This window comes from Streptomyces sp. NPDC034085, from assembly GCF_055575555.1.
In genome coordinates this window covers 549244-566577 of sequence record NZ_JBVISL010000004.1, presented here as the reverse complement: position 1 = coordinate 566577, position 17334 = coordinate 549244, and the positions used below count along the sequence as shown (strand labels likewise).

General features: G+C 72.9%; 16 protein-coding genes. 5 read left to right on the top strand and 11 right to left on the bottom strand.

From position 1 onward, the window contains the following. Nucleotides 1–208 precede the first annotated feature (208 nt). Genes ACZ501_RS17360 through ACZ501_RS17350 form a run of 3 tightly spaced genes read left to right on the top strand, consistent with a single transcriptional unit; the run spans nt 209 to nt 4942 of the window. Nucleotides 209–1639, top strand: coding sequence for an ATP-grasp domain-containing protein (locus tag ACZ501_RS17360; protein WP_468796298.1), 1431 nt, complete (start codon nt 209–211; stop codon nt 1637–1639). Further along, nucleotides 1636–3633 carry a PEP/pyruvate-binding domain-containing protein gene (locus ACZ501_RS17355; RefSeq protein ID WP_361603643.1) on the top strand — a complete coding sequence of 666 codons (1998 nt, stop codon included), beginning with the start codon at nt 1636–1638 and terminating at the stop codon, nt 3631–3633. Before ACZ501_RS17360 ends, ACZ501_RS17355 begins: the two co-directional genes overlap by 4 nt. Before the next feature lie 43 nt (nt 3634–3676). After that, the gene (locus ACZ501_RS17350) at nt 3677–4942 is read left to right on the top strand and encodes an MFS transporter (RefSeq protein ID WP_468796296.1); all 1266 of its coding nucleotides are present in this window, start codon (nt 3677–3679) and stop codon (nt 4940–4942) included. A gap of 92 nt (nt 4943–5034) precedes the next feature. Here the strand turns inward: ACZ501_RS17350 and ACZ501_RS17345 are convergent, their stop codons facing one another. From ACZ501_RS17345 to ACZ501_RS17320, 6 genes are all read right to left on the bottom strand, one after another. Continuing rightward, nucleotides 5035–5898, bottom strand: a complete 864-nt coding sequence (locus tag ACZ501_RS17345) for a DUF72 domain-containing protein (RefSeq protein WP_468796295.1) — start codon at nt 5896–5898, stop codon at nt 5035–5037. 177 nt (nt 5899–6075) lie between these two features. Further along, nucleotides 6076–6744 (bottom strand): DUF3618 domain-containing protein, encoded by a 669-nt coding sequence (locus tag ACZ501_RS17340; protein WP_468796293.1) that lies wholly within the window; start codon nt 6742–6744, stop codon nt 6076–6078. Next, nucleotides 6720–7157: a phage holin family protein gene (locus ACZ501_RS17335; RefSeq protein ID WP_361603660.1), complete on the bottom strand. Its 438-nt coding sequence runs from the start codon at nt 7155–7157 to the stop codon at nt 6720–6722. The genes ACZ501_RS17340 and ACZ501_RS17335 overlap by 25 nt, the downstream gene beginning before the upstream one ends. Nucleotides 7158–7159: 2 nt before the next feature. Continuing rightward, complete coding sequence (locus ACZ501_RS17330) at nt 7160–7921, bottom strand: hypothetical protein (RefSeq protein ID WP_361603663.1); 762 nt, start codon at nt 7919–7921, stop codon at nt 7160–7162. 274 nt (nt 7922–8195) lie between these two features. Further along, on the bottom strand, nt 8196–9380 hold the full coding sequence (locus tag ACZ501_RS17325) for a zinc-dependent alcohol dehydrogenase (protein WP_468796291.1): 1185 nt from the start codon (nt 9378–9380) through the stop codon (nt 8196–8198). Between the two features lie 147 nt (nt 9381–9527). Further along, complete coding sequence (locus ACZ501_RS17320) at nt 9528–10766, bottom strand: PP2C family protein-serine/threonine phosphatase (RefSeq protein WP_468796635.1); 1239 nt, start codon at nt 10764–10766, stop codon at nt 9528–9530. A gap of 432 nt (nt 10767–11198) precedes the next feature. Between ACZ501_RS17320 and ACZ501_RS17315 the strand changes: the two genes are divergently transcribed. Next, complete coding sequence (locus ACZ501_RS17315; protein WP_468796289.1) at nt 11199–11720, top strand: DUF4142 domain-containing protein; 522 nt, start codon at nt 11199–11201, stop codon at nt 11718–11720. 17 nt (nt 11721–11737) lie between these two features. Here ACZ501_RS17315 and ACZ501_RS17310 read toward each other — a convergent pair whose 3' ends face one another. The 3 genes from ACZ501_RS17310 to ACZ501_RS17300 form a co-directional block, all read right to left on the bottom strand. Further along, on the bottom strand, nt 11738–12418 hold the full coding sequence (locus tag ACZ501_RS17310; protein WP_468796287.1) for a YqjF family protein: 681 nt from the start codon (nt 12416–12418) through the stop codon (nt 11738–11740). Nucleotides 12419–12736: 318 nt separating this feature from the next. Then, entirely contained in the window at nt 12737–12940 is a 204-nt protein-coding gene (locus ACZ501_RS17305) for a cold-shock protein (protein ID WP_150504806.1), read from the bottom strand. Between the two features lie 223 nt (nt 12941–13163). Continuing rightward, nucleotides 13164–14114 carry a helix-turn-helix transcriptional regulator gene (locus ACZ501_RS17300; protein ID WP_468796285.1) on the bottom strand — a complete coding sequence of 317 codons (951 nt, stop codon included), beginning with the start codon at nt 14112–14114 and terminating at the stop codon, nt 13164–13166. Between the two features lie 113 nt (nt 14115–14227). Here ACZ501_RS17300 and ACZ501_RS17295 point away from each other — a divergent pair, with 113 nt between their 5' ends. Next, nucleotides 14228–14848, top strand: a complete 621-nt coding sequence (locus ACZ501_RS17295; protein WP_468796283.1) for a TIGR03086 family metal-binding protein — start codon at nt 14228–14230, stop codon at nt 14846–14848. A gap of 7 nt (nt 14849–14855) precedes the next feature. Here ACZ501_RS17295 and ACZ501_RS17290 read toward each other — a convergent pair whose 3' ends face one another. Both ACZ501_RS17290 and ACZ501_RS17285 read right to left on the bottom strand, forming a co-directional pair. Then, entirely contained in the window at nt 14856–16358 is a 1503-nt protein-coding gene (locus ACZ501_RS17290) for a serine/threonine-protein kinase (protein WP_468796281.1), read from the bottom strand. Nucleotides 16359–16467: 109 nt separating this feature from the next. Further along, entirely contained in the window at nt 16468–17334 is an 867-nt protein-coding gene (locus ACZ501_RS17285) for a hypothetical protein (RefSeq protein WP_468796279.1), read from the bottom strand.

The window sequence follows — 17334 nt, the reverse complement described above, 5'->3', positions numbered from 1 at the left end:
GGCGGGGGTGGCCGAAACACCCTTACACAGGCCCCGCTTGGCGGGCACGGGTGTTTGGGGAACGTCCGACCGAGTAGGCGTATGTCTGTGCGTCCGCTGTTTTCCGTCGTGGTCCAGACCCCCGGCCCGTACGCGGTGACACCGCGTCCGGACCTTCCGCCGACGACGCCGTCGCGCCGCGCGGCGTCCCCTCGACCCCAGGAGAACCATGACCTCGATCCTTTTCGTCTACGCCAAGGGCGGCCCTCCCCTGGAGTACGCGCTCCCGCGCGTCGCCGCCCACGCCGAGGTGCACGTCCTGGCGCTCGCGCCGTTACCCCGGTCCACCGAGTCGGTGTGGCGGCCCGAGTGCGCGTCGGTCACGACGGCCCCGCCCGGCGAGGGGCTGGAACTGGTCGATCTGATCTGCTCCCACGCCCGCCGCGTCGGCGCCGGGGCGGTGCTGACCCTGTCGGAGTACGCGGTGGTGGCCGTCGCCCGGGCGAGCCTGCGGCTCGGACTGCGCGGTGCCGGCGAGCGGGTCGCCGGGGCGCGGGACAAGCGTCTGATGCGCCGGATCTGGCGTGACGCCGGGGTACCCGTACCGGGGTTCACGGAGGTCCACGGGCCGGAGGACATCACGACCGCCTTCGAGACCCTGAGGCCGCCGCTCCTCCTGAAGGCGGCCTGGAGCGCGGGTTCCACCGCCCACCTCACCGTATGGAACGAGCAGGAGGCCGAGGCGGCCTGGAAGACCGGGCGCTCCGTCATGGAGGCCTCCTCCGCGCAGGGTTACGCGGAACTCCACGCCGCGGACGCGGGCGTCAGCGACTTCCTGCTGGAGGAGATCGTGACGGGAGAGGCCGGTGACTGGTTCGACGGCGACGGCTGGGGCGACTACGTCAGCGTGGAGGGGATCGTCGCCGGCGGCCGCTACCATCCGCTGTGCATCACCGGGCGGATGCCGACCGTCGCCCCCTTCACCGAGCGGGCGAGCCTGACTCCGGCCGCCCTCCCGGTCCCGTTGCAGCGCCGGATCGAGGAGCTGTCGCGCGCCGCCGTCGACGCGCTCGGGCTCGACACCTGCGCCACCCACACCGAGATCAAACTCGGCGCGGACGGCGCCATGTGGCTGATCGAGACCGCCGCCCGCTTCGGCGGCGTGATGACGACCCGTCAGGTGGAGACCGTTTTCGGCCTCGACATGATCGGCATGCTGGTGCGCGAGCTGCTCGGCCGGGACGTCGCCTACCCGCAGCGGATGCTGACCGGGGGCGAGGGCGCCGCCGGATCCCTCGTCGTCCTCGCCGTCGACGCCGAGGGCCGGCCCTGGAGCCGGCTGCCGGCCTGGGACTTCGAGGCGGTCGACTGGCCCTCCCTGGTCGCACCGGGATCGCGCGTCGAGCCGGTACGCGAGCACAGTCTCGCGCCGGGCAGCCCCGTCCCGCCGTACGAGGAGGCCGGAGGCGCCAACTCCATGGCCGCGCTGTGCTTCCTCACCGCCGAATCCGGGCCGCAGCTGCTGGCCGACTGCGGCCACATCGTCGCGGCCCTGCCGGACGCCCTCACCGCCCCGCACGCCGGCCCCGGCACCTCCACCGCCGGCACCCGGCCCTGCGCCCCCTCCGCCGACCGCTCGACGCCCGGGAGCACCGCATGACGAACGCCGAACCCCTCACCGCGCCGTCCCCCCGGGGCGCCGCCGTGGACGCCCTGCTCACGCTCCCCCTGTTCGAGCAACTGGCCGGGGTGCTGGGCGGGTACCCGTACGTCAAGGTCGTCGTGGACCGCGAGGAGGGCCGCTGGCACGTCCTCGACAGCGCCGTGCACTCCTTCCACGTCAACTACGTCGCCACCGAGATCCAGGGCCTGACCCTCGAGCAGCTCGACGCCGAGCTCGACCGCTTCAACCACGACGTGTACCAGGACCCCGCGCGGCGCTTCCTGCTCGGCGTCCTGTCGCTGCACTCCCGGGGCGGCCCGGAGCGGGACGAGCCGTTCATGGTCCTGGAGACCACCGAGGCCGACACGATGGGCGCGGACCTGCTGATCGAGTTCCACGCCTTCGTACGGGCCCATCTCGATCCCGCGCTGGAGCTGCTGGTCAAGCCGGCCAACCACGGGCAGGAGAACGCCCTCGCGGCGGTGCCGGAGACCGTGGTGCCCCGTGCACGGGGCCACGCCCTCCTGGAGTCCGCGCCCTTCGTGCCGCTGACGCTCGCCTCGGCCACCGGCCGGCTCCGCGCCTTCGCCTCGGGCGAGGAGTACCTGGCCGCCCGCGCGGACCTGACCTGGTACGACATCGTCGCCATGCCGGTGGTCCCCGACGACATCCCGCGGGTCGCCGGTCTGATCAACGGCCGGCCCACCACTCCGCTGTCGCACACCAACATGCTGGCGGCCGGCTGGGGCATCCCCAACGCCATCGTCCGCGGGGTCCTCGACACGGTCGCCGACGAGAAGCTGGACGGGGCCTGGGTCCGTTACGAGGTCACCGCCGACGGGTTCACCATCGAGCGCGCCGAAGAGCCGTCGGACCTCGCCGAACCGACGTGGCACACGCAGCGGGTCCGCCTCGACACGCCGCACGTGACGGACGTACCGCTCGTACCGCTGTCCGCGTTACGCGCCGGCGACCGGAACCGCTACGGCACCAAAGCGGCCAACCTCGGGGAGCTGCACCACGTACTGCGCCACGGATCGGTGCGGCTGACCGGCTACTACTCCGTGCCCCGGCCGCCCCGGGCCGACCTGCTCGGCCACCTCGCCGCGCGGCTGGGCATGCCCGAGGACGGCGATCTGGCCCAGCACGCGGGCGAGTTCCTGGCCCGGCACGTCCAGGCGCCCGCGGGCATCGCCGTGCCCTTCTCCGTCCAGCAGCGCTTCCTGGACTCCTCACCGGCCGTGCAGCAGAGCATCGGCAAACTGAAGATGGCCCTGGAGCTGAACTCCATGGACGTCGTGGACACGGTCTGCCTCCAGTTGCAGCACCTGGTCCGCACCCTCCCGGTGCCCGAGGACCTGGTGCGCGCCCTGGACGCGCAGCTGGTCGAGCACCTGGCGGGCACGGGCCGCTTCGCCGTGCGGTCCTCCTCGAACGCCGAGGACCTGCCGGGCTTCTCCGCGGCCGGTATCTACGAGTCCCACACCAAGGTCACCGACCTGCCGGGGCTGCTGGACGCCGTCCGCGGGGTATGGGCCTCGCTGCTTTCCCCGCGCAGCGTGCGGCTGCGCCACCAGGCCGGCATCTCCCTGGACGACACCTACATGGGGGTGATCGTCCAGCGCTACGAGCCGTCCCCGATCGGAGGCGTCATGGTCACCTGCAACCCGACCAACCGGGCCGACTTCCGCAACGTGTACCTCAACTGCGCGCACGGCTCCACCGCCGATGTCGTCGACGGCCGGACGTTGCCCCTGCAGTATCTGTACAACACCGTCGAAGGCGGCGGGCGCACGCTCTCGCTGGGCGCGGCCGCCGAGGACCTGCCGCAGGAGACGCGCGACCAGCTGGGCCGGCTGGCGCTGGCGGGTCGCCTGCTCCAGTCCCATTTCGCCACGGACTACACCTTCGCGGGGCCGCTCGACATCGAATGGCTGCTCGGACCGGACGACGCGCTCCACATCCTCCAACTGCGCCCCTACAGCGCCTGACCCGTCCGTACCTCCCCCGTACCGCCCCACCCGAAGGTCGCCCATGCCCCTCTCCCTGCGCACGCGGGGGAAGCGCCGCGTACGTCCGCCCGCCGCGGCGCTCCGCGTGATCCGCCTGAACAACGGGTTCCAGCTGCTGTTCAACCTGCTGTGGTGGATGCCGGTCTTCTACCAGTACCAGAAGCAGGCAGGCCTGTCGGACAGCCAGATCTTCGGCATCCAGAGCGTCTACTACGTCGCGTTCTGCCTGCTGGAGATACCCACCGGCTTCATCGCCGACCGCATCGGACAGCGCCGCTGCATGCAGCTCGGGGCGGCCGTGATGACCGCGGCGAACCTCGTCCCGGTCGCCTCGCCGTCCTTCGCGGGCTTCATGGCGCACTTCCTGGCCATCGCCGCCGCCCGCTCACTCGTGTCGGGGGCCTCCAGCGCCTACCTGTACGAGTACCTGCACGAGCACGGCGCGGACGAGCACTACGTGCAGGCCGAGGGCACCGCCCGGGCCCTCGGGCTCTGGGCGAAGATCGCCTGCTGGCCGCTGGTCGGCGTCCTGATGCACGTCCGGCACGAGGCCCCGTACGTGCTGACCGCGCTCTGCGCACTCGGTTCGCTGGCGTGCGCCGCGGCCCTCCCGGCGACGGCAGTGCCCCGTGTGGACGGACATCCGCCCGCGGGGCGCCTCGGCCTCCTCGGCTCGGCCCGCCAGGCCGTCAAGGTGCTGGGAACGTCACGGTCCCTGGGGCCGTTGATGGTGCAGGGCGTGGCCGTGTTCACGCTCGCCCGCATCTGCCAGGTCAACCTCTTCCAACCGCTGTTGATCGAAAAGGACCTCCCCGTCGCCGACCACGGCGCGGTGCTCTCGGCCATGACGGTCGCCGAGGCCCTGGGATCGGCCAGGACCGGCTGGCTGCGCAGCCGACTGTCCGACACCACCGCCGTGACCGTGCTCAGCGTGGTCATGGCCCTCACGCTGGCGGCCACCACGCTGTCCGGGGGCCCGGGCACGATCCTGTGGCTGTGCGCGTTCGCCGCCGCGGCGGGCCTCGCCTACCCGGTGCAGCGCAATCTGATCAACGCGGCCATCCCGCCGACCCCCTACCGGGCGACCCTGCTGTCGGTGGAGTCCATCGTCGACCGGGGCGTGTGCGCGCTGGTGGCGCTGGCCGTCGGCGCCTACCTGGCGGCGGACCGCCTCGACGCGCTCCTGGTGCACGCGGCGGCGGGCACCTGTCTGCTGCTGCTCGTCGTGGGCGTCGTCCTGCGGCGGCTGCGCCGCGGCGGGGCACGGCCGACGGCCGACGGCTCCTGACGCCCGACGCCGCGCGCGCCCGGTGGCGGCGTGGGAGTTCGTGTTCGCCGCCGCCGGGCTGCTCGTGCTGCCGCCCTGCGGCTCACCCCACGTCAGCGCGTGTCTTCGTCCGGATCCAGCAGGTCCCGCAGGGTCTCGGCGGCACGTACGGCGGCGTCGCCGCAGCAGTTGTTGAACAGGACGTGCAGGTGGTCGACCCGCTCCGCCAGGGAGCGCAGACGCGGGAGCCACGCCCGCAACTCCTCCCGGGTGTAGGTGTGGCGGAAGCGGTCCTCCTTGCTGCCGGTCCCCCAGGCGGGGTTGCGGCCGTGGAAGCGGACCACTCCGAGCCCCGAGGACGTGACCGGGGTGACGGGGGGCATCGAGGTGGGCAGCCCCTGGGCCGTGTCCACGGCCACGGCGGTGGCGTCCAGGTCCCGCAGCAGAGCGGCGGTGCGCTCCCGCCGGTCTTCGCGCCACCAGTCGGGGTGGCGGAACTCCACGGCCACCGGCCACCGGTGAGCCCGCTTCCTGATGTGGTGGAGCACGGTCTCCGCCCGCGCGCCGGGAACGAAGCCCGGCGGGAACTGGAACAGTACGGCGCCCAGCCGGCCGGCTTCCGCGAGGGGCCGCAGGGCCGCGCCGAAGCGGTGCCAGACCTCGTCGAGGAGCTCCGGGTCCCGCAGGTCGTGACCGCGGAGGTCGGCCGGCAGGGCGGCCTTGCGGGTCGGATGGCCGGTGAGGAGGGAGAACGCCTTGACGTCGAACCGGAAGCCAGGCGGGGTGCGTTCGGTCCAAAGGGCGCTGTTGCGCTCGCTGGGGAGGGCGTAGTAGCCGGCGTCGACCTCGACGACGGGGAACCGTTCGGCGTAGTGCCGCAGCCGCCCCTCCGGGTCACGCCGCCCGGGTGGGTACCATCCGCTGCCCACCAGTGCCTTGTCCGTCCATGAACACGTCCCGATCAGCGTCTCGCCCATACGGCCGTCCCTTCGTCACGGCCCGTATGCCCGGGATCGCCTTCGCCTCCCTCCGTCAGGGCCGGGCAGGCACGGGAAAGGGCCCGTACCGTCCCAGGACGGTACGGGCCCTTCCCCGTCGAACGCCGACCGCACCCGTACCGCCGTTCCGGCCCCAGGCCCCTGCCGGGCCGGCTCTCACGGCGAGGCGGGTCGCTGCCCGCCGGGGTCGCGCACCTCCGCGGCGGTGTCCTGGCCCACCTGGCGCAGTCCGGCGGCGGTTTCCTGCCCGGCGCTCTGCGCGTGCTCGGTCGTCGTCGTCACGGCTTCCTGAGCGGTGCCCTTGACCGAGTCGACGGCTTCGGCGACCGGTTCCCTCAGCTCGTCCCTGACTTCCTGGACGGCTTCCACCGCGGTTTGCTTCACCGGTTCCAACAGCTGGTCGGAATGGTCGCGCAGCTGCTGTCCGGCACGTTCTTCAGCCTCGGTCGTCGGCAGCAGGGCGGCTGCGAGCATGCCGGCGCCGAAAGCCATCAGCCCCGCGGCCAGGGGGCTGCCCTGCGTCTGCCGCTTGATCTGGGCCGGGGCCTGCTGGACGGTCTCCTGCACGCCGCCGCCGATCTGCTTGGCCGTCTCCGTCACGGTGTCCGTGGCCTGGCGCAGGCCCCCGGACGTCCCCTGCGCCGCATCGTGTGCCGTGCCCATCACGCGCTCCTTCACTCCGCTCACGCGCTCGCGCACCGCGCCGACCTTCCGCCGGGCCACGTTGCGCGGGGTGATCCTGTCCGCCAAGAGGTCGACGTTGCGCGCCAGGTGTGCGCGCCGGTACTCCACGTCGGTCCTCAGCTCGTCGGGTGTCGTGCCCATCGGGCATCCTCCTTCAAGGTCTCCACGGTCTGCTCCGGCTTGAGGTTGACGTCGCGCAGGCGCTTGCGTCCCGTCACGTACAGGACGGCGCCGACCACCGCCCACACGGCGGTGACGATGAGCGCGGCCCAAGCCGGGTCCATCAGGTTGGCCAGTGCGAAGACGACGGTCAGGCTGCCGAACAGCAGGACCAGGTGGCCTGCGTAGCCCGCCCCGCCGAGCATGCCGACCGCCTTGCCGGCCTTGGTGGATTCCTGCTTTATCTCTGCCTTCGCCAGTTCGATCTCGTCGCGGACCAGCTGGGACAGGTCCTGCCCGATCTCACCGATCAGGTCGCCGATCGACGGCTCGGGAGCCGCCGCCGGACGGGGCGGGGCCGGCGCGGCCGGTCGTTCGTGTGCGGAGAGGGCCATGCTCAGAACCCTCCCCCGGGCCGGGGCGTGCCGCCGTGGGCCGGCGAACTCGCCGGCGGGTAGGCCGGCGGGGCGGGGGTGACGTGCGGCGGCTGGGACTGGCCGTACGTCTCCACGGGGTCCTCGTACCCGGCGGGAATGCCGCTGCGGTCCGGGAGGGGGCGTGCCACCGCCGCGGGGTCGCCCGTACCGACGGACGGCCTGTGGACGGCCGGGGCGGACGCGCCGTCCGAGGGGGCGCCGCCGGAGCTGTCCTGCGAGGAGGCCGCGCTGACGCCCTTGCCCGCGCGGGCGATGACGAATCCGGCCAGTGCGGCGCCGGCGAGGAAGACGCCCGGACGGCGGCGGGCGAAGTCCTGGAGGTCGCTCACGAGCCCGTCGGGGCCCTTCTGCTCGACGTGTGCGGCCAGGCGCTGCCCGCCGTCGGCCACCCGGCGGGCCATGTCCGTCACGGTGGAGTCGGGCTTGCCGTTCTCGGTCAGCTCGTGGAGCTCCTGCGAGAGCCTGCGTACGTTCTCCGCCAGGCGTTGCGTCTGCGTCTCGGCCTGCCCGGTCAGTTGGGTCCGCAGCTCCGCGACGAGGTCGCGGGCCTGCGCGGTGGCCTCGCCGACGACCTGGGCCGCCTGCTCCTTGGCCGTGCCGCCCACTTCGGCGGCCTTGCTCCCGACCAGCGAAGCGCTCTCGCCGGCCTTGTCCTGCACGGTGTGTGCTACCGCCGTCGTCCTGCTTTCGTCCTGGCGGCTCGCACTGTGGAAGTCACTCAAGGCTCCTCCTGGTGAAGGGCGGGTGGACGCTTTCAGAAGGGCGCCTGCCCCCCATTCGTCGCCTCACCCCCTCTTCCCGGATCCGTGACGGCGGCGGCGTCGGCGTCCGGCACCGCGCGGGAAGAAGCCGGAGCGAGCGGCTGCGGCCGTTCGCTCGAGCCCGAAGGCTTCCACTCCGCAACTCCCGCACGGCAGCTTCGACTCCGGACCGGCTGCCCACCACGAGGGGGCCCGCGTCCGGTTCGTGCACTGCTGTCCTTCCGGGCAGGCCGTGTCAGGGGGTGAACAGGACCTTGACCGCCCCGTCCTGCTTCTTCTGGAACATCTCGTACGCCGCCGGAGCCTCGGCCAGCGGAAGGCGGTGGGTGGCGAAGTCCTCGACACCGAGGGGGTCGTTGTCGGTGAGGAGCGGGAGCAGGTCGTCCACCCACCGCCAGACGTTCGCCTGGCCCATGCGGAGCTGCACCTGCTTGTCGAACATGGTCAGCAGCGGGAGGGGATCGGCCATGCCTCCGTAGACACCCGACAGGGAGATCGTGCCACCGCGCCGGACGAGGTCGATGGCCAGGTGGAGGGCGGAGAGGCGGTCCACTCCGGCGCGCCGCATCATCTTCGCGGCCAGCGCGTCCGGCAGGAAGGTCGTCGCCTGCTGCATGCCCTTGGCCAGGGCAGCGCCGTGGGCTTCCATCCCGACGGCGTCGATGACGGAGTCGGGACCGCGCCCGCCGGTGACGTCCCGAACGGCGTCCGCGAGGGTGTCGCCGTACTCGTTGAGGTCGAAGGTGCGGACCCCGCGGGCCTGAGCGCGCCGCAGGCGTTCCGGTACGAGGTCGATGCCGATGACCGTACCCGCGCCCCGGTGGGCGGCGATGCGGGCGGCCATGTCACCGATCGGGCCGAGGCCCAGGACGGCGACGCTGCCTCCGGGCGGCACGGCCGCGTATTCCACGGCCTGCCATGCGGTGGGCAGCACGTCGGACAGGTAGACGAACCGCTCGTCCGACGGTCCCGGCGGGACGGCGATGGGCAGGGTGTTGCCGAACGGGACGCGCAGGTACTCCGCTTGCCCGCCCGGGACCTGCCCGTAGAGCTTGGTGTAGCCGAAGAGGGCGGCGCCGCTTCCGTGCTCGCGGACCTGGGTGGTCTCGCACTGCGAGTGCAGTCCCTGCCCGCACATGAAGCACGTGCCGCAGGAGACGTTGAAGGGGATGACGACGCGGTCCCCCGGCCGCAGGGCCGTCACGTCCGGGCCGGCTTCCTCGACGACGCCCATCGGCTCGTGTCCCAGGATGTCGCCGGCTTCGAGGAAGGGGCCGAGGACCTCGTACAGGTGCAGGTCCGATCCGCACAGGCCGGTCGTGGTCACCCGGACGATGACGTCGGTCGGGTCCTGGATGCTCGGATCCGGGACCGTGTCGACCCGTACGTCGCGCTTGCCGTGCCAGGTCAGTGCCTTCACGAGATCACCTTCGTTCGGTCGCACGCCACCGGTGCCGCGTGGGGTTCGGTTCCGTTCATGGGCTGCGCCTACCCGGTCCGGGGGATCCGTCACGTCCGCGGGCGGTCGTCCGGGGGCGGCCGCGCGGGTGCCGCAGCGGCACCACCGTCAGGCCGCGGGGGGAAGCCCCACCCGCGCCTGCGCTTGGGACTTCGTGCCGACGGGGCCGAGCCACTCGGCGACCAGGACGGTGGCGTCGTCCGCGAGACGCCCGTCGTGGTGGCCCAGGATCGCCCGTATCAGGCGGCGCAGTGTCTCGGGCACCGGGAGTCCGTCGGCCTGGTGGCGGATGAGGAAGTCGATGAAGCCGTCGAGGCCGAACTCCCGGCCCTCCTTGTTCCGGGCTTCCGTGATGCCGTCGGTGTAGAGGACGATCCGGTCGCCGGGCTCCAGTTGCTCGCGGCACAGCACGGGTTCCAGGCCGAGGTCGGTGCCCATGGGGTGGGCGGGCTGGCACTGCAGGCGGGTCGTCCACCGGCCTCCCCGGATGACCACTGGGGGGTGGTGGCCGCGGTTGACCCACGACAGGACCCCCGTGGTCGTACTGAGGTCGGCGAGGATCGCGGTGACGAAACGCAGCCTGCCGAACTGCTCCAGCAGGGTCTGCTCGATCGCGACCGTCGTGTCCACCAGGCCGAGGCCCTGGCGCCGGTTGTTGCGGCAGGCGGCGACGGCGAGGTTCGCGGTGATGCCGGCGGCGGTGTCGTGGCCCATCGCGTCGAAGATGCCGAGGTGGACGACGTCGCCGGCGAGCGCGTAGTCGAAGGCGTCTCCGCCGATTTCGTAGGTCGGCTCCAGAACGGCGCTGATCACCACGTGGGCGTCGGCATAGGTCATCGCCGGCATGAGGTGCCACTGCATCTCGGCGGCCACGTTCATGTCCCTGGTCCGCACCAGACGGGCGTGGGCGTCGCTCGAATCCCGCTTGCTGACCACCAGCAGCGCCACCAGAGCCGCCAGGAGTTTCAGGTCCTCCCCCGTCGCCCCGTCGTCGTGGGGGGTGGTCACCCTCAGGACGCCCAGCCGTTCGGTACCGTCCAGCAGGGGTACCCACCACGTCACACCGTCCTGGCCTTCGCGCGTGAGCGGCAGCAGACGGCCGAGCTGGAAGCACCTCCCGGCCATCGTGGTCGCCACCTGCAACTCGTCCTCTCCGGACGGGGCGCCCTCCCCGCTCGTGAGACCTCTGCCGGTCAGCCGCCGCAGCACGTTCTCCTGGAGATCACACAGGTACACCGCCGCGTCCTGGAACCCGGCGCGGCCCGCGTGGGCCGCGACCTGCGCCGGCAGCTCCGCCCACGGCATCAGGTGACTGGCCAGGAGCAGGCCGCCCAGCAGTTCCTGCATGCGGCTGCCGTCGCGGGCCAGTACCGCCGGACCGCTCGCGCCGCCGTCCGTCCCGAGGGGCCCCTCCCTCTGACGCCGGCCCGCGCAGGAGGCTCGCGCGCCGCTCTCCGCACGGGTCCGCTCCTCTTCGATCATCGGACCCTCTCCTCGTGGGTGCCGGCCCGAGGCGACCGGCGCCCGACCGGCACCGTGCGGGCCGTGGCCAAGCGCTCGGGCTGCCGTGCGCGGGTGCGCCGCAGGACAGAACCGGGTCGGCCGATCCCTTCCAGCCTCCCACAACCACGCCCTCGCCACAGCGCTCGCCGGCCGGGTGGGGCTCCTCCTGCCGGGGCGGAGTCCATGTTTGGCGGGGGTGGTTCCGGTTAGGGGCCGGGCAGGAAGCGGCCGTCCCCGTGGCTCGACGAGCCCAGGCCGTGTAAGGAGATGAGTGTGATGCGCAAGCGACTGCTGAGCATGGCCGCCGCCGCGACGGCCGTGGCCGGGCTGTGCGCACCGGCGGCGCTGGCCGCCGTACCTGCCGGTGACCAGGACACCTCCTTCGTGAAGACCGTCCACCAGGGCAACCTGACGGAGATCGCCGCTGGTCAGGACGCCCAGACGAAGGCCATGACCTCATGCGTCAAGGACGTGGGCGCGAAGCTGGTCACCGATCACCAGAAGCTCGACGCGGATCTGAAGGCCGTCGCCGCGAAAGCCGGGGTGACGTTGCCCACCGCCCCCACGGCCGCGCAGCAGCAGGAGCTGAAGGACATCCAGGAGAAGGCCGGCACGTCCGGGTACGACTCGGCATGGCTCGAGGCCCAGGAAGCCGCCCACACCAAGACCCTCCAGCTGATCGACACGCAGATCAAGTCGGGCAGCGACACGGCTGTCACCGACGCCGCCAAGAAGGCGCGTCCCGTCGTCGCCATGCACCTCGACATGGTGCACGGGGGCACGTGCCACGCCGGGTAGCGGCGCAGATGGCCCGCTCAGCCGGGTCGCGGGAAACCGAGGTGTACGGGGCCCACACCGGGCGAGGTGTGGACGAGGGGGCACACCAGCGGTTCGGGCAGTCCGGCCGCCGCCAGCAGCGACTGCTCCGAGTGCACGAGCGTGCCGCGGAAGAGGGGCCACGGCTCGTGTGAGGCCGGTATCCGCCAGAGCATGCCGAACGACGTCGTGTAGACGTGGAAGCGGTTGGTCAGCCAGGAGTCCAGAGCGTGCGGCGCTTCGACGCGTTCGTCCGTACGGACCTCCAGCTCGTAGCCGGGCCCCTGGCGTCCCCGGCGGCCGGCGTAGCGACAGACGCGGCCGTCGGGCTCAACGGTCAGCCGCCCCAGGGAATAGGGGATCCCCAGCACGCGCCCGGCCGGCAGGGCCGGGTGCGCGACGTCCAGCGAGAAGAACCACAGCCCGCTCGGCCCGCCCTCGCACCGCACGTAGGTGCGCAGGTTGGTCTCGGGGAAGGTGGACGGGGGCAACGGCACGCCCAGGACCCGTGTGGAGGACATGACGAAGGGGGTCAGGCTCACCCAGCCCTGCCCTTCGAACACATCGACTTCCAGGCGGGGCGGCAGAAACCGCTCCAGGACCGCCGGCGGATACGGCCAGTGCACGAACGCCTGCCGCCTCCAGTGCACCGACATCAGCGGGACACGGACGTCGGCCATCACCACCTCCCGGGCTCGCTCCGGCCGGCCGCGACGGGCCGATGGCCTCGACCCGCCTCACCAGGGCCCGGGCCGTCGCGCCCGTGCCCGGCGCCTGCCCCTTCGCGTCCGACTCATGTGGCCCGCGCGGAGAGGGGAGCACCCGCCGTGCCACGGCTCAGGCCCTCACCCGGCTCAGGCCCTCACCCGCGCCCCAGGCGGCGGTCGACCGCGGCGCGTTCCTTCCGGCACGTACGAGGGCCGCACGGAATTCCGTGCGGCCCTCGTACGTGCACATCCCACCGACTACGCCGGGCCTGCCGACGGGGTGGGTGAAGATCAGGCGGGGGTGATGTTCTCCGCCTGGGGGCCCTTCTGGCCCTGGGTGACGTCGAACGTCACGGCCTGGCCCTCCTGGAGCTCACGGAAGCCCGAGGCGTTGATGGCGGAGTAGTGGGCGAAGACGTCCGGGCCGCCGCCGTCCTGGGCGATGAAGCCGAAGCCCTTCTCCGCGTTGAACCACTTCACAGTTCCGGTAGCCATGTTCATGCCTTCCAGTCGAGTACGCCTCCCACACCCTGTGGAAGGCGGAGGTGATCGCCCTGGTTCCTGCGGCACAGCACAGCAAAACACCCACGCCTACGGCGTGGGCAAAGGGAACTTCCGAACCACGACAGCTGACCCAAACGCTACACCCCTACGACGGGCTGTCACCAGAGGAAATCAGAACGGGCCCGGGTGTCATGTTGGCGCCCGGGCCTACTGCTCAGGCCCCGGCGCCGTAGAGGGCCGTGAGCTCGCTGCCGATACGGGCCAGGCAGTGGCGGACCTCGGGCGGGTCCAGGACTTCGATGCGGGCTCCCAGGCCGGACAGGTGGGCCGCGAGGGCGCGGTGGGCGGGGCCGTCGATCCAGACCTCCGTCCAGCCGTCGGGCAGCGGCGCACCCGTGCGGACCCGGCCGTTGAAGAGCCGCCGGAGGAGGGGCAGGGCCCCGGGGTCGATCCGGGCCCGCGCCGTGACCGCGTGCATGCCGCCCTCGACCACCGCGGCGCGTTCCCGCCAGACCGCGGCGAGGTCGAAGTCCGGGGGCCGCACCACCGGTTCGGCGGTCGGCTGCACGGAGGTCACCCGGCTCAGCCGGAACGTGCGCAGGCCCTCGTCCGTCCCGGCGAGGAGGTAGTCGACCCCTGCCTTGGAGACGAGCCCGAGGGGATCGACCAGGCGCGTCCTGGCCGGCTTGCCGACGCCCTCGTAACCCAGCCGGACCCGGACCCCGTCGACCACGGCCCCCTGGAGGGCGGCGCGGTGTCCGGGTTCGGCCGTGACGGCGTTGCTGGACCAGTCAGTGGGGTCGGCGACTCCGGCGCGGGAGGCGGCCACGGCTTCGGCGCGCAGCGGCGCGGGCAGCGCGCGGATCAGTTTGCGCAGGGTGGTGCGCAGGTCGGGGGTGGCGGCGAGGGGGGCCGTGACCAGGAAGAGGGCGCGGATCTCGTCGGCGGTGAGCCCCGTCAGGTTGGTCCGGGCGCCGCCGACCAGCGACCAGCCGCCGCCCCGGCCGCGCTGGGAGTACACGGGGATCCCGGAGGCGGCGAGCGCCTCCAGGTCGCGGCGGGCCGTGCGTTCGGACGTCTCCAGTTCGGCGGCCACTTCGGCGACGGTGACGCGGCCGCGCTCCTGGAGGAACAGCAAGGTCGCCACGAGGCGGTCGGCCCTCATACGGCCTCCCTTCCGGGGTCGCGGCGGCCCGGCCTGCCGGCGGCGGCCGCCTTGATCGAGAACCTCCGGGAAAGAGGCCAGAAGGTGGCCACTTTAACGGCCAGGATGAGCTCATGAACGAAAACACCGAGCACCTCGCCCCCTCCCCGTCCCCGTCCGCCGCGGCCGTGGATCCCCGCCTCGACCTCGCCGCCGCCATCGCGCTCGCCGGCCGCACCCTCGCCGCCGTCCGCCCCGACCAGTACGACGCCCCGACCCCTTGCGAGGAGTTCGACGTGCGGCGGCTGTCGAGCCACCTCGTCGCGGTGGCGCGCCGGATCGCGGTGATCGGGCGCGGCGAGGACCCGTTCAGCGTCCCGTCGTTCGCGGACGAGCTGCCCGACGGGGCGTGGGCGGCGGCCTGGGAGCCGGCCGCCGCGGAAGCGCTGGCCGTGTGGGCGGACCCGGAGGTCCTGGGCCGTGAGCTGCGGGTTCCGGCGGGAGTGATGCCCGGGGCCGCCGCAGCCCTGGTGTACGCGCACGAGTTCACCGTGCACACCTGGGACCTTGCCCGTGCGACCGGTCAGCGCCCGGAGTGGGACCAGGCGCTGGCGGAGCGGGCGCTCACGGTGCTCCAGCGGGTCCTGCCGGCGGGGATCCGTGACGGCCGGGTGCCGTTCGGCGAGGTGGTGGCGGTGGAGGCCGACGCGCCGGCCGTCGACCGCCTGGTCGCCTGGGCGGGCCGCCGACCGTGATGCGTGCTCACTCCTCGTTGAGCCAGCCGCAGACGTAGTACTGCTGGTCCGCGTCCCGCTCGATGATCCACTGGTTGAGGAGGTCGCCCGCGAGCCGGCCGGTCTCGGGATCCCGCCGGGTGATCTTCGCTTCCACGCTGAGCAGGTCCGTGTTCGGCGGGATCTCGTAGGGCTGGAGTTCCCAGCGGTCCACGAAGTAGCCGTTGAGGGCGAAGCCGAGCAGGCTCGCGCGCAGCCGGGGGCAGGTGCCCCGGCGCAGCGAGGTCATGTCGTGGTAGGCCAGGCCGTTCATGTAGAGCGCGAAGACGCGCTCGACGGCTTGGCGGTCGAGGGGCGTGCGCGTCTGCTGCGGGGCGGGAACGGGCGGGGCAGCCGTGATGGGTGAGGCTGAGGGGGAAGAGGGGGACGGGGACGGGGCGTGCTGCGTGGGCGCCTTGGAGTCGGTCGCGCGGGTGCGGCCGGTCTCGCCGCCGGAGGATTCGAACCCCGGCAGCCACCACGGCGCCGCGATCACGGCGGCCACGACGGCCGCCGCCAGGCCGCCCAGCACGTACCCGCCGCGCCGGACGGGCCGGGCGGGTCCGGGCAGCGGCGGGGTCGGCCCGCCCGCTCCGGGGCCGGCGCCCGGTGACGCACCCAGCCGCAGCGTGGACGCGGGTGTCGGCGTGCGGTCCGGCCGGGAGGGCTCCGTCTCGCCGGCCGGGCCGGCGAGCAGCTCGTATGCTTCCTCCGCGGTGAGCCGCTGCGCCGGGTCCTTGCGGAGCAGGCCCGTCAGTACGGGGGCGAGCTCCTCGGCACGGACGGCGGTGGCGGGCTCCTCGGTGGCGACGGCGACGAAGACGGCCCAGGAACCGGAGCCGCTGAACGGCGGGTGTCCCTCCACGGCGGTGAACAGCGTCGCGCCCAGGGACCACAGGTCGGATTCGGCGGTCGCCGTGAGCCCCCGCACCTGTTCGGGGGACATGTAGGCCGGGGTTCCCATGAGGGCCCCCGACCGGGTCAGGCCGGGCTCGCCCTCCACTGCGGCGATCCCGAAATCGGTCAGCACCACCCGGTCGCCTTCGAGCAGCACGTTGGCGGGCTTGATGTCCCGGTGGGTGACGCCCGTGGCGTGTACGGCGCGCAGTGCGTCCAGGACCTGGAGGCCGATCCTGGCCACCCGGGCCGGCGCGAGCGGGCCGTCCTCCTTGATCAGGTCGTCCAGGGACCGGCCGTGGACGAGTTCCATCACGATCCACGGGCGGCCGTCGTCGTCGGCTATCCGGTCGTGCACGGTGATGACGCCCGGGTGTTTCAGCCTGGCGGCCGCGCGTGCCTCGCGGTCGAGGCGGGCGATCCACGCCTTGCGCCCGGAGGCGTCGAGGTCCTCGGGAAGCCGGAGTTCCTTGAGGGCGACCTCCCGGTCGAGCTGCTCGTCATGGGCCCGCCAGACGGTCCCCATGCCGCCCTGGCCGAGCAGTTCGGCCAGCCGGTACCGGCCGGCCAGCAAGCGTCCGCGATCGTGAGTCACGCCGGGAACCTAACCCACGGTGCCCGCTCGTGAAAGCGGCAGGTTCCAGGGCTGCCATGGCCCCGCCCCGTGCCCCGGCCGGGTGCCGGGGGACGGGGCGGGCCCGGGTTCAGGCGGTGGTGTTGCGCCGGCGGCGGTGGAAGACGAAGGCGCCGGCGAGGACGAGCGCCGCGCTCGAACCGCCGACGAGCAGGGGTGCGGAGGGGGATGCGCCCTGCGTCCTCCCGGGGGTGCCGTAGCCGCTGGACAGGCCCGAGGTGTCGTACGCGGAGCCGGGCAGCTTGTCGGCGTAGCGGGCCTTGACCAGCTTCTGGTAGTCGCTCAGCGACACCGACGACTGTCCGTCCAGCCCTTGCCGTGCCTGGTCGTTGAGCGGTTCGACCGTGAGGAGCTTGAGCTGGTACCACCCGCGGATCTGCGGTTCGGTGAACACCACGGTCCCCAGGGCGGCCTTGCCGGCGTACGTGGCGTCGGTGTCGCCGTCGCGTACGGCGGCCAGGTGCCAGCCGCCGCCCTGGGTGGGGGCGAGCATGACGGTGGCCTGGCGGTTGTTGACGGTGGTGCTCAGTGAGGAGACCAGGTGGCTGAGCCTGACCGCCTCGGTGGCGACGGGCTGGGAGGTTCCGGCGACGAAGCCCGGCGTGATCTCGTTGACGGCCAGCGGGTCCTTGAGCGTGAAGGCCGGCATGCCCTCGCACGGATCGGCCTTGTCGGGGACCGTCTGCAGTCCCGGGGGTCCGCCCTGGGGCACTGGCACGCTGAGGAAGCGGCAGACGGCGTTGCGGACGCCGGTCGACTTCACCACGTCGAGGGCGGCCTGGTAGTCGGGGATGTCCGCCGGGAGCGAGGCCTTGACCGGTACCGCGTGGACCGGGCCGGCCACGGACAGCAGTGCGGACGCGCCTACCAGCAGGAAGGTGGTCAGGCGGGAGCGGCGGTAGCCCGTCCGCTCGCGGGAGGTTCGTGTTGCGCGCAT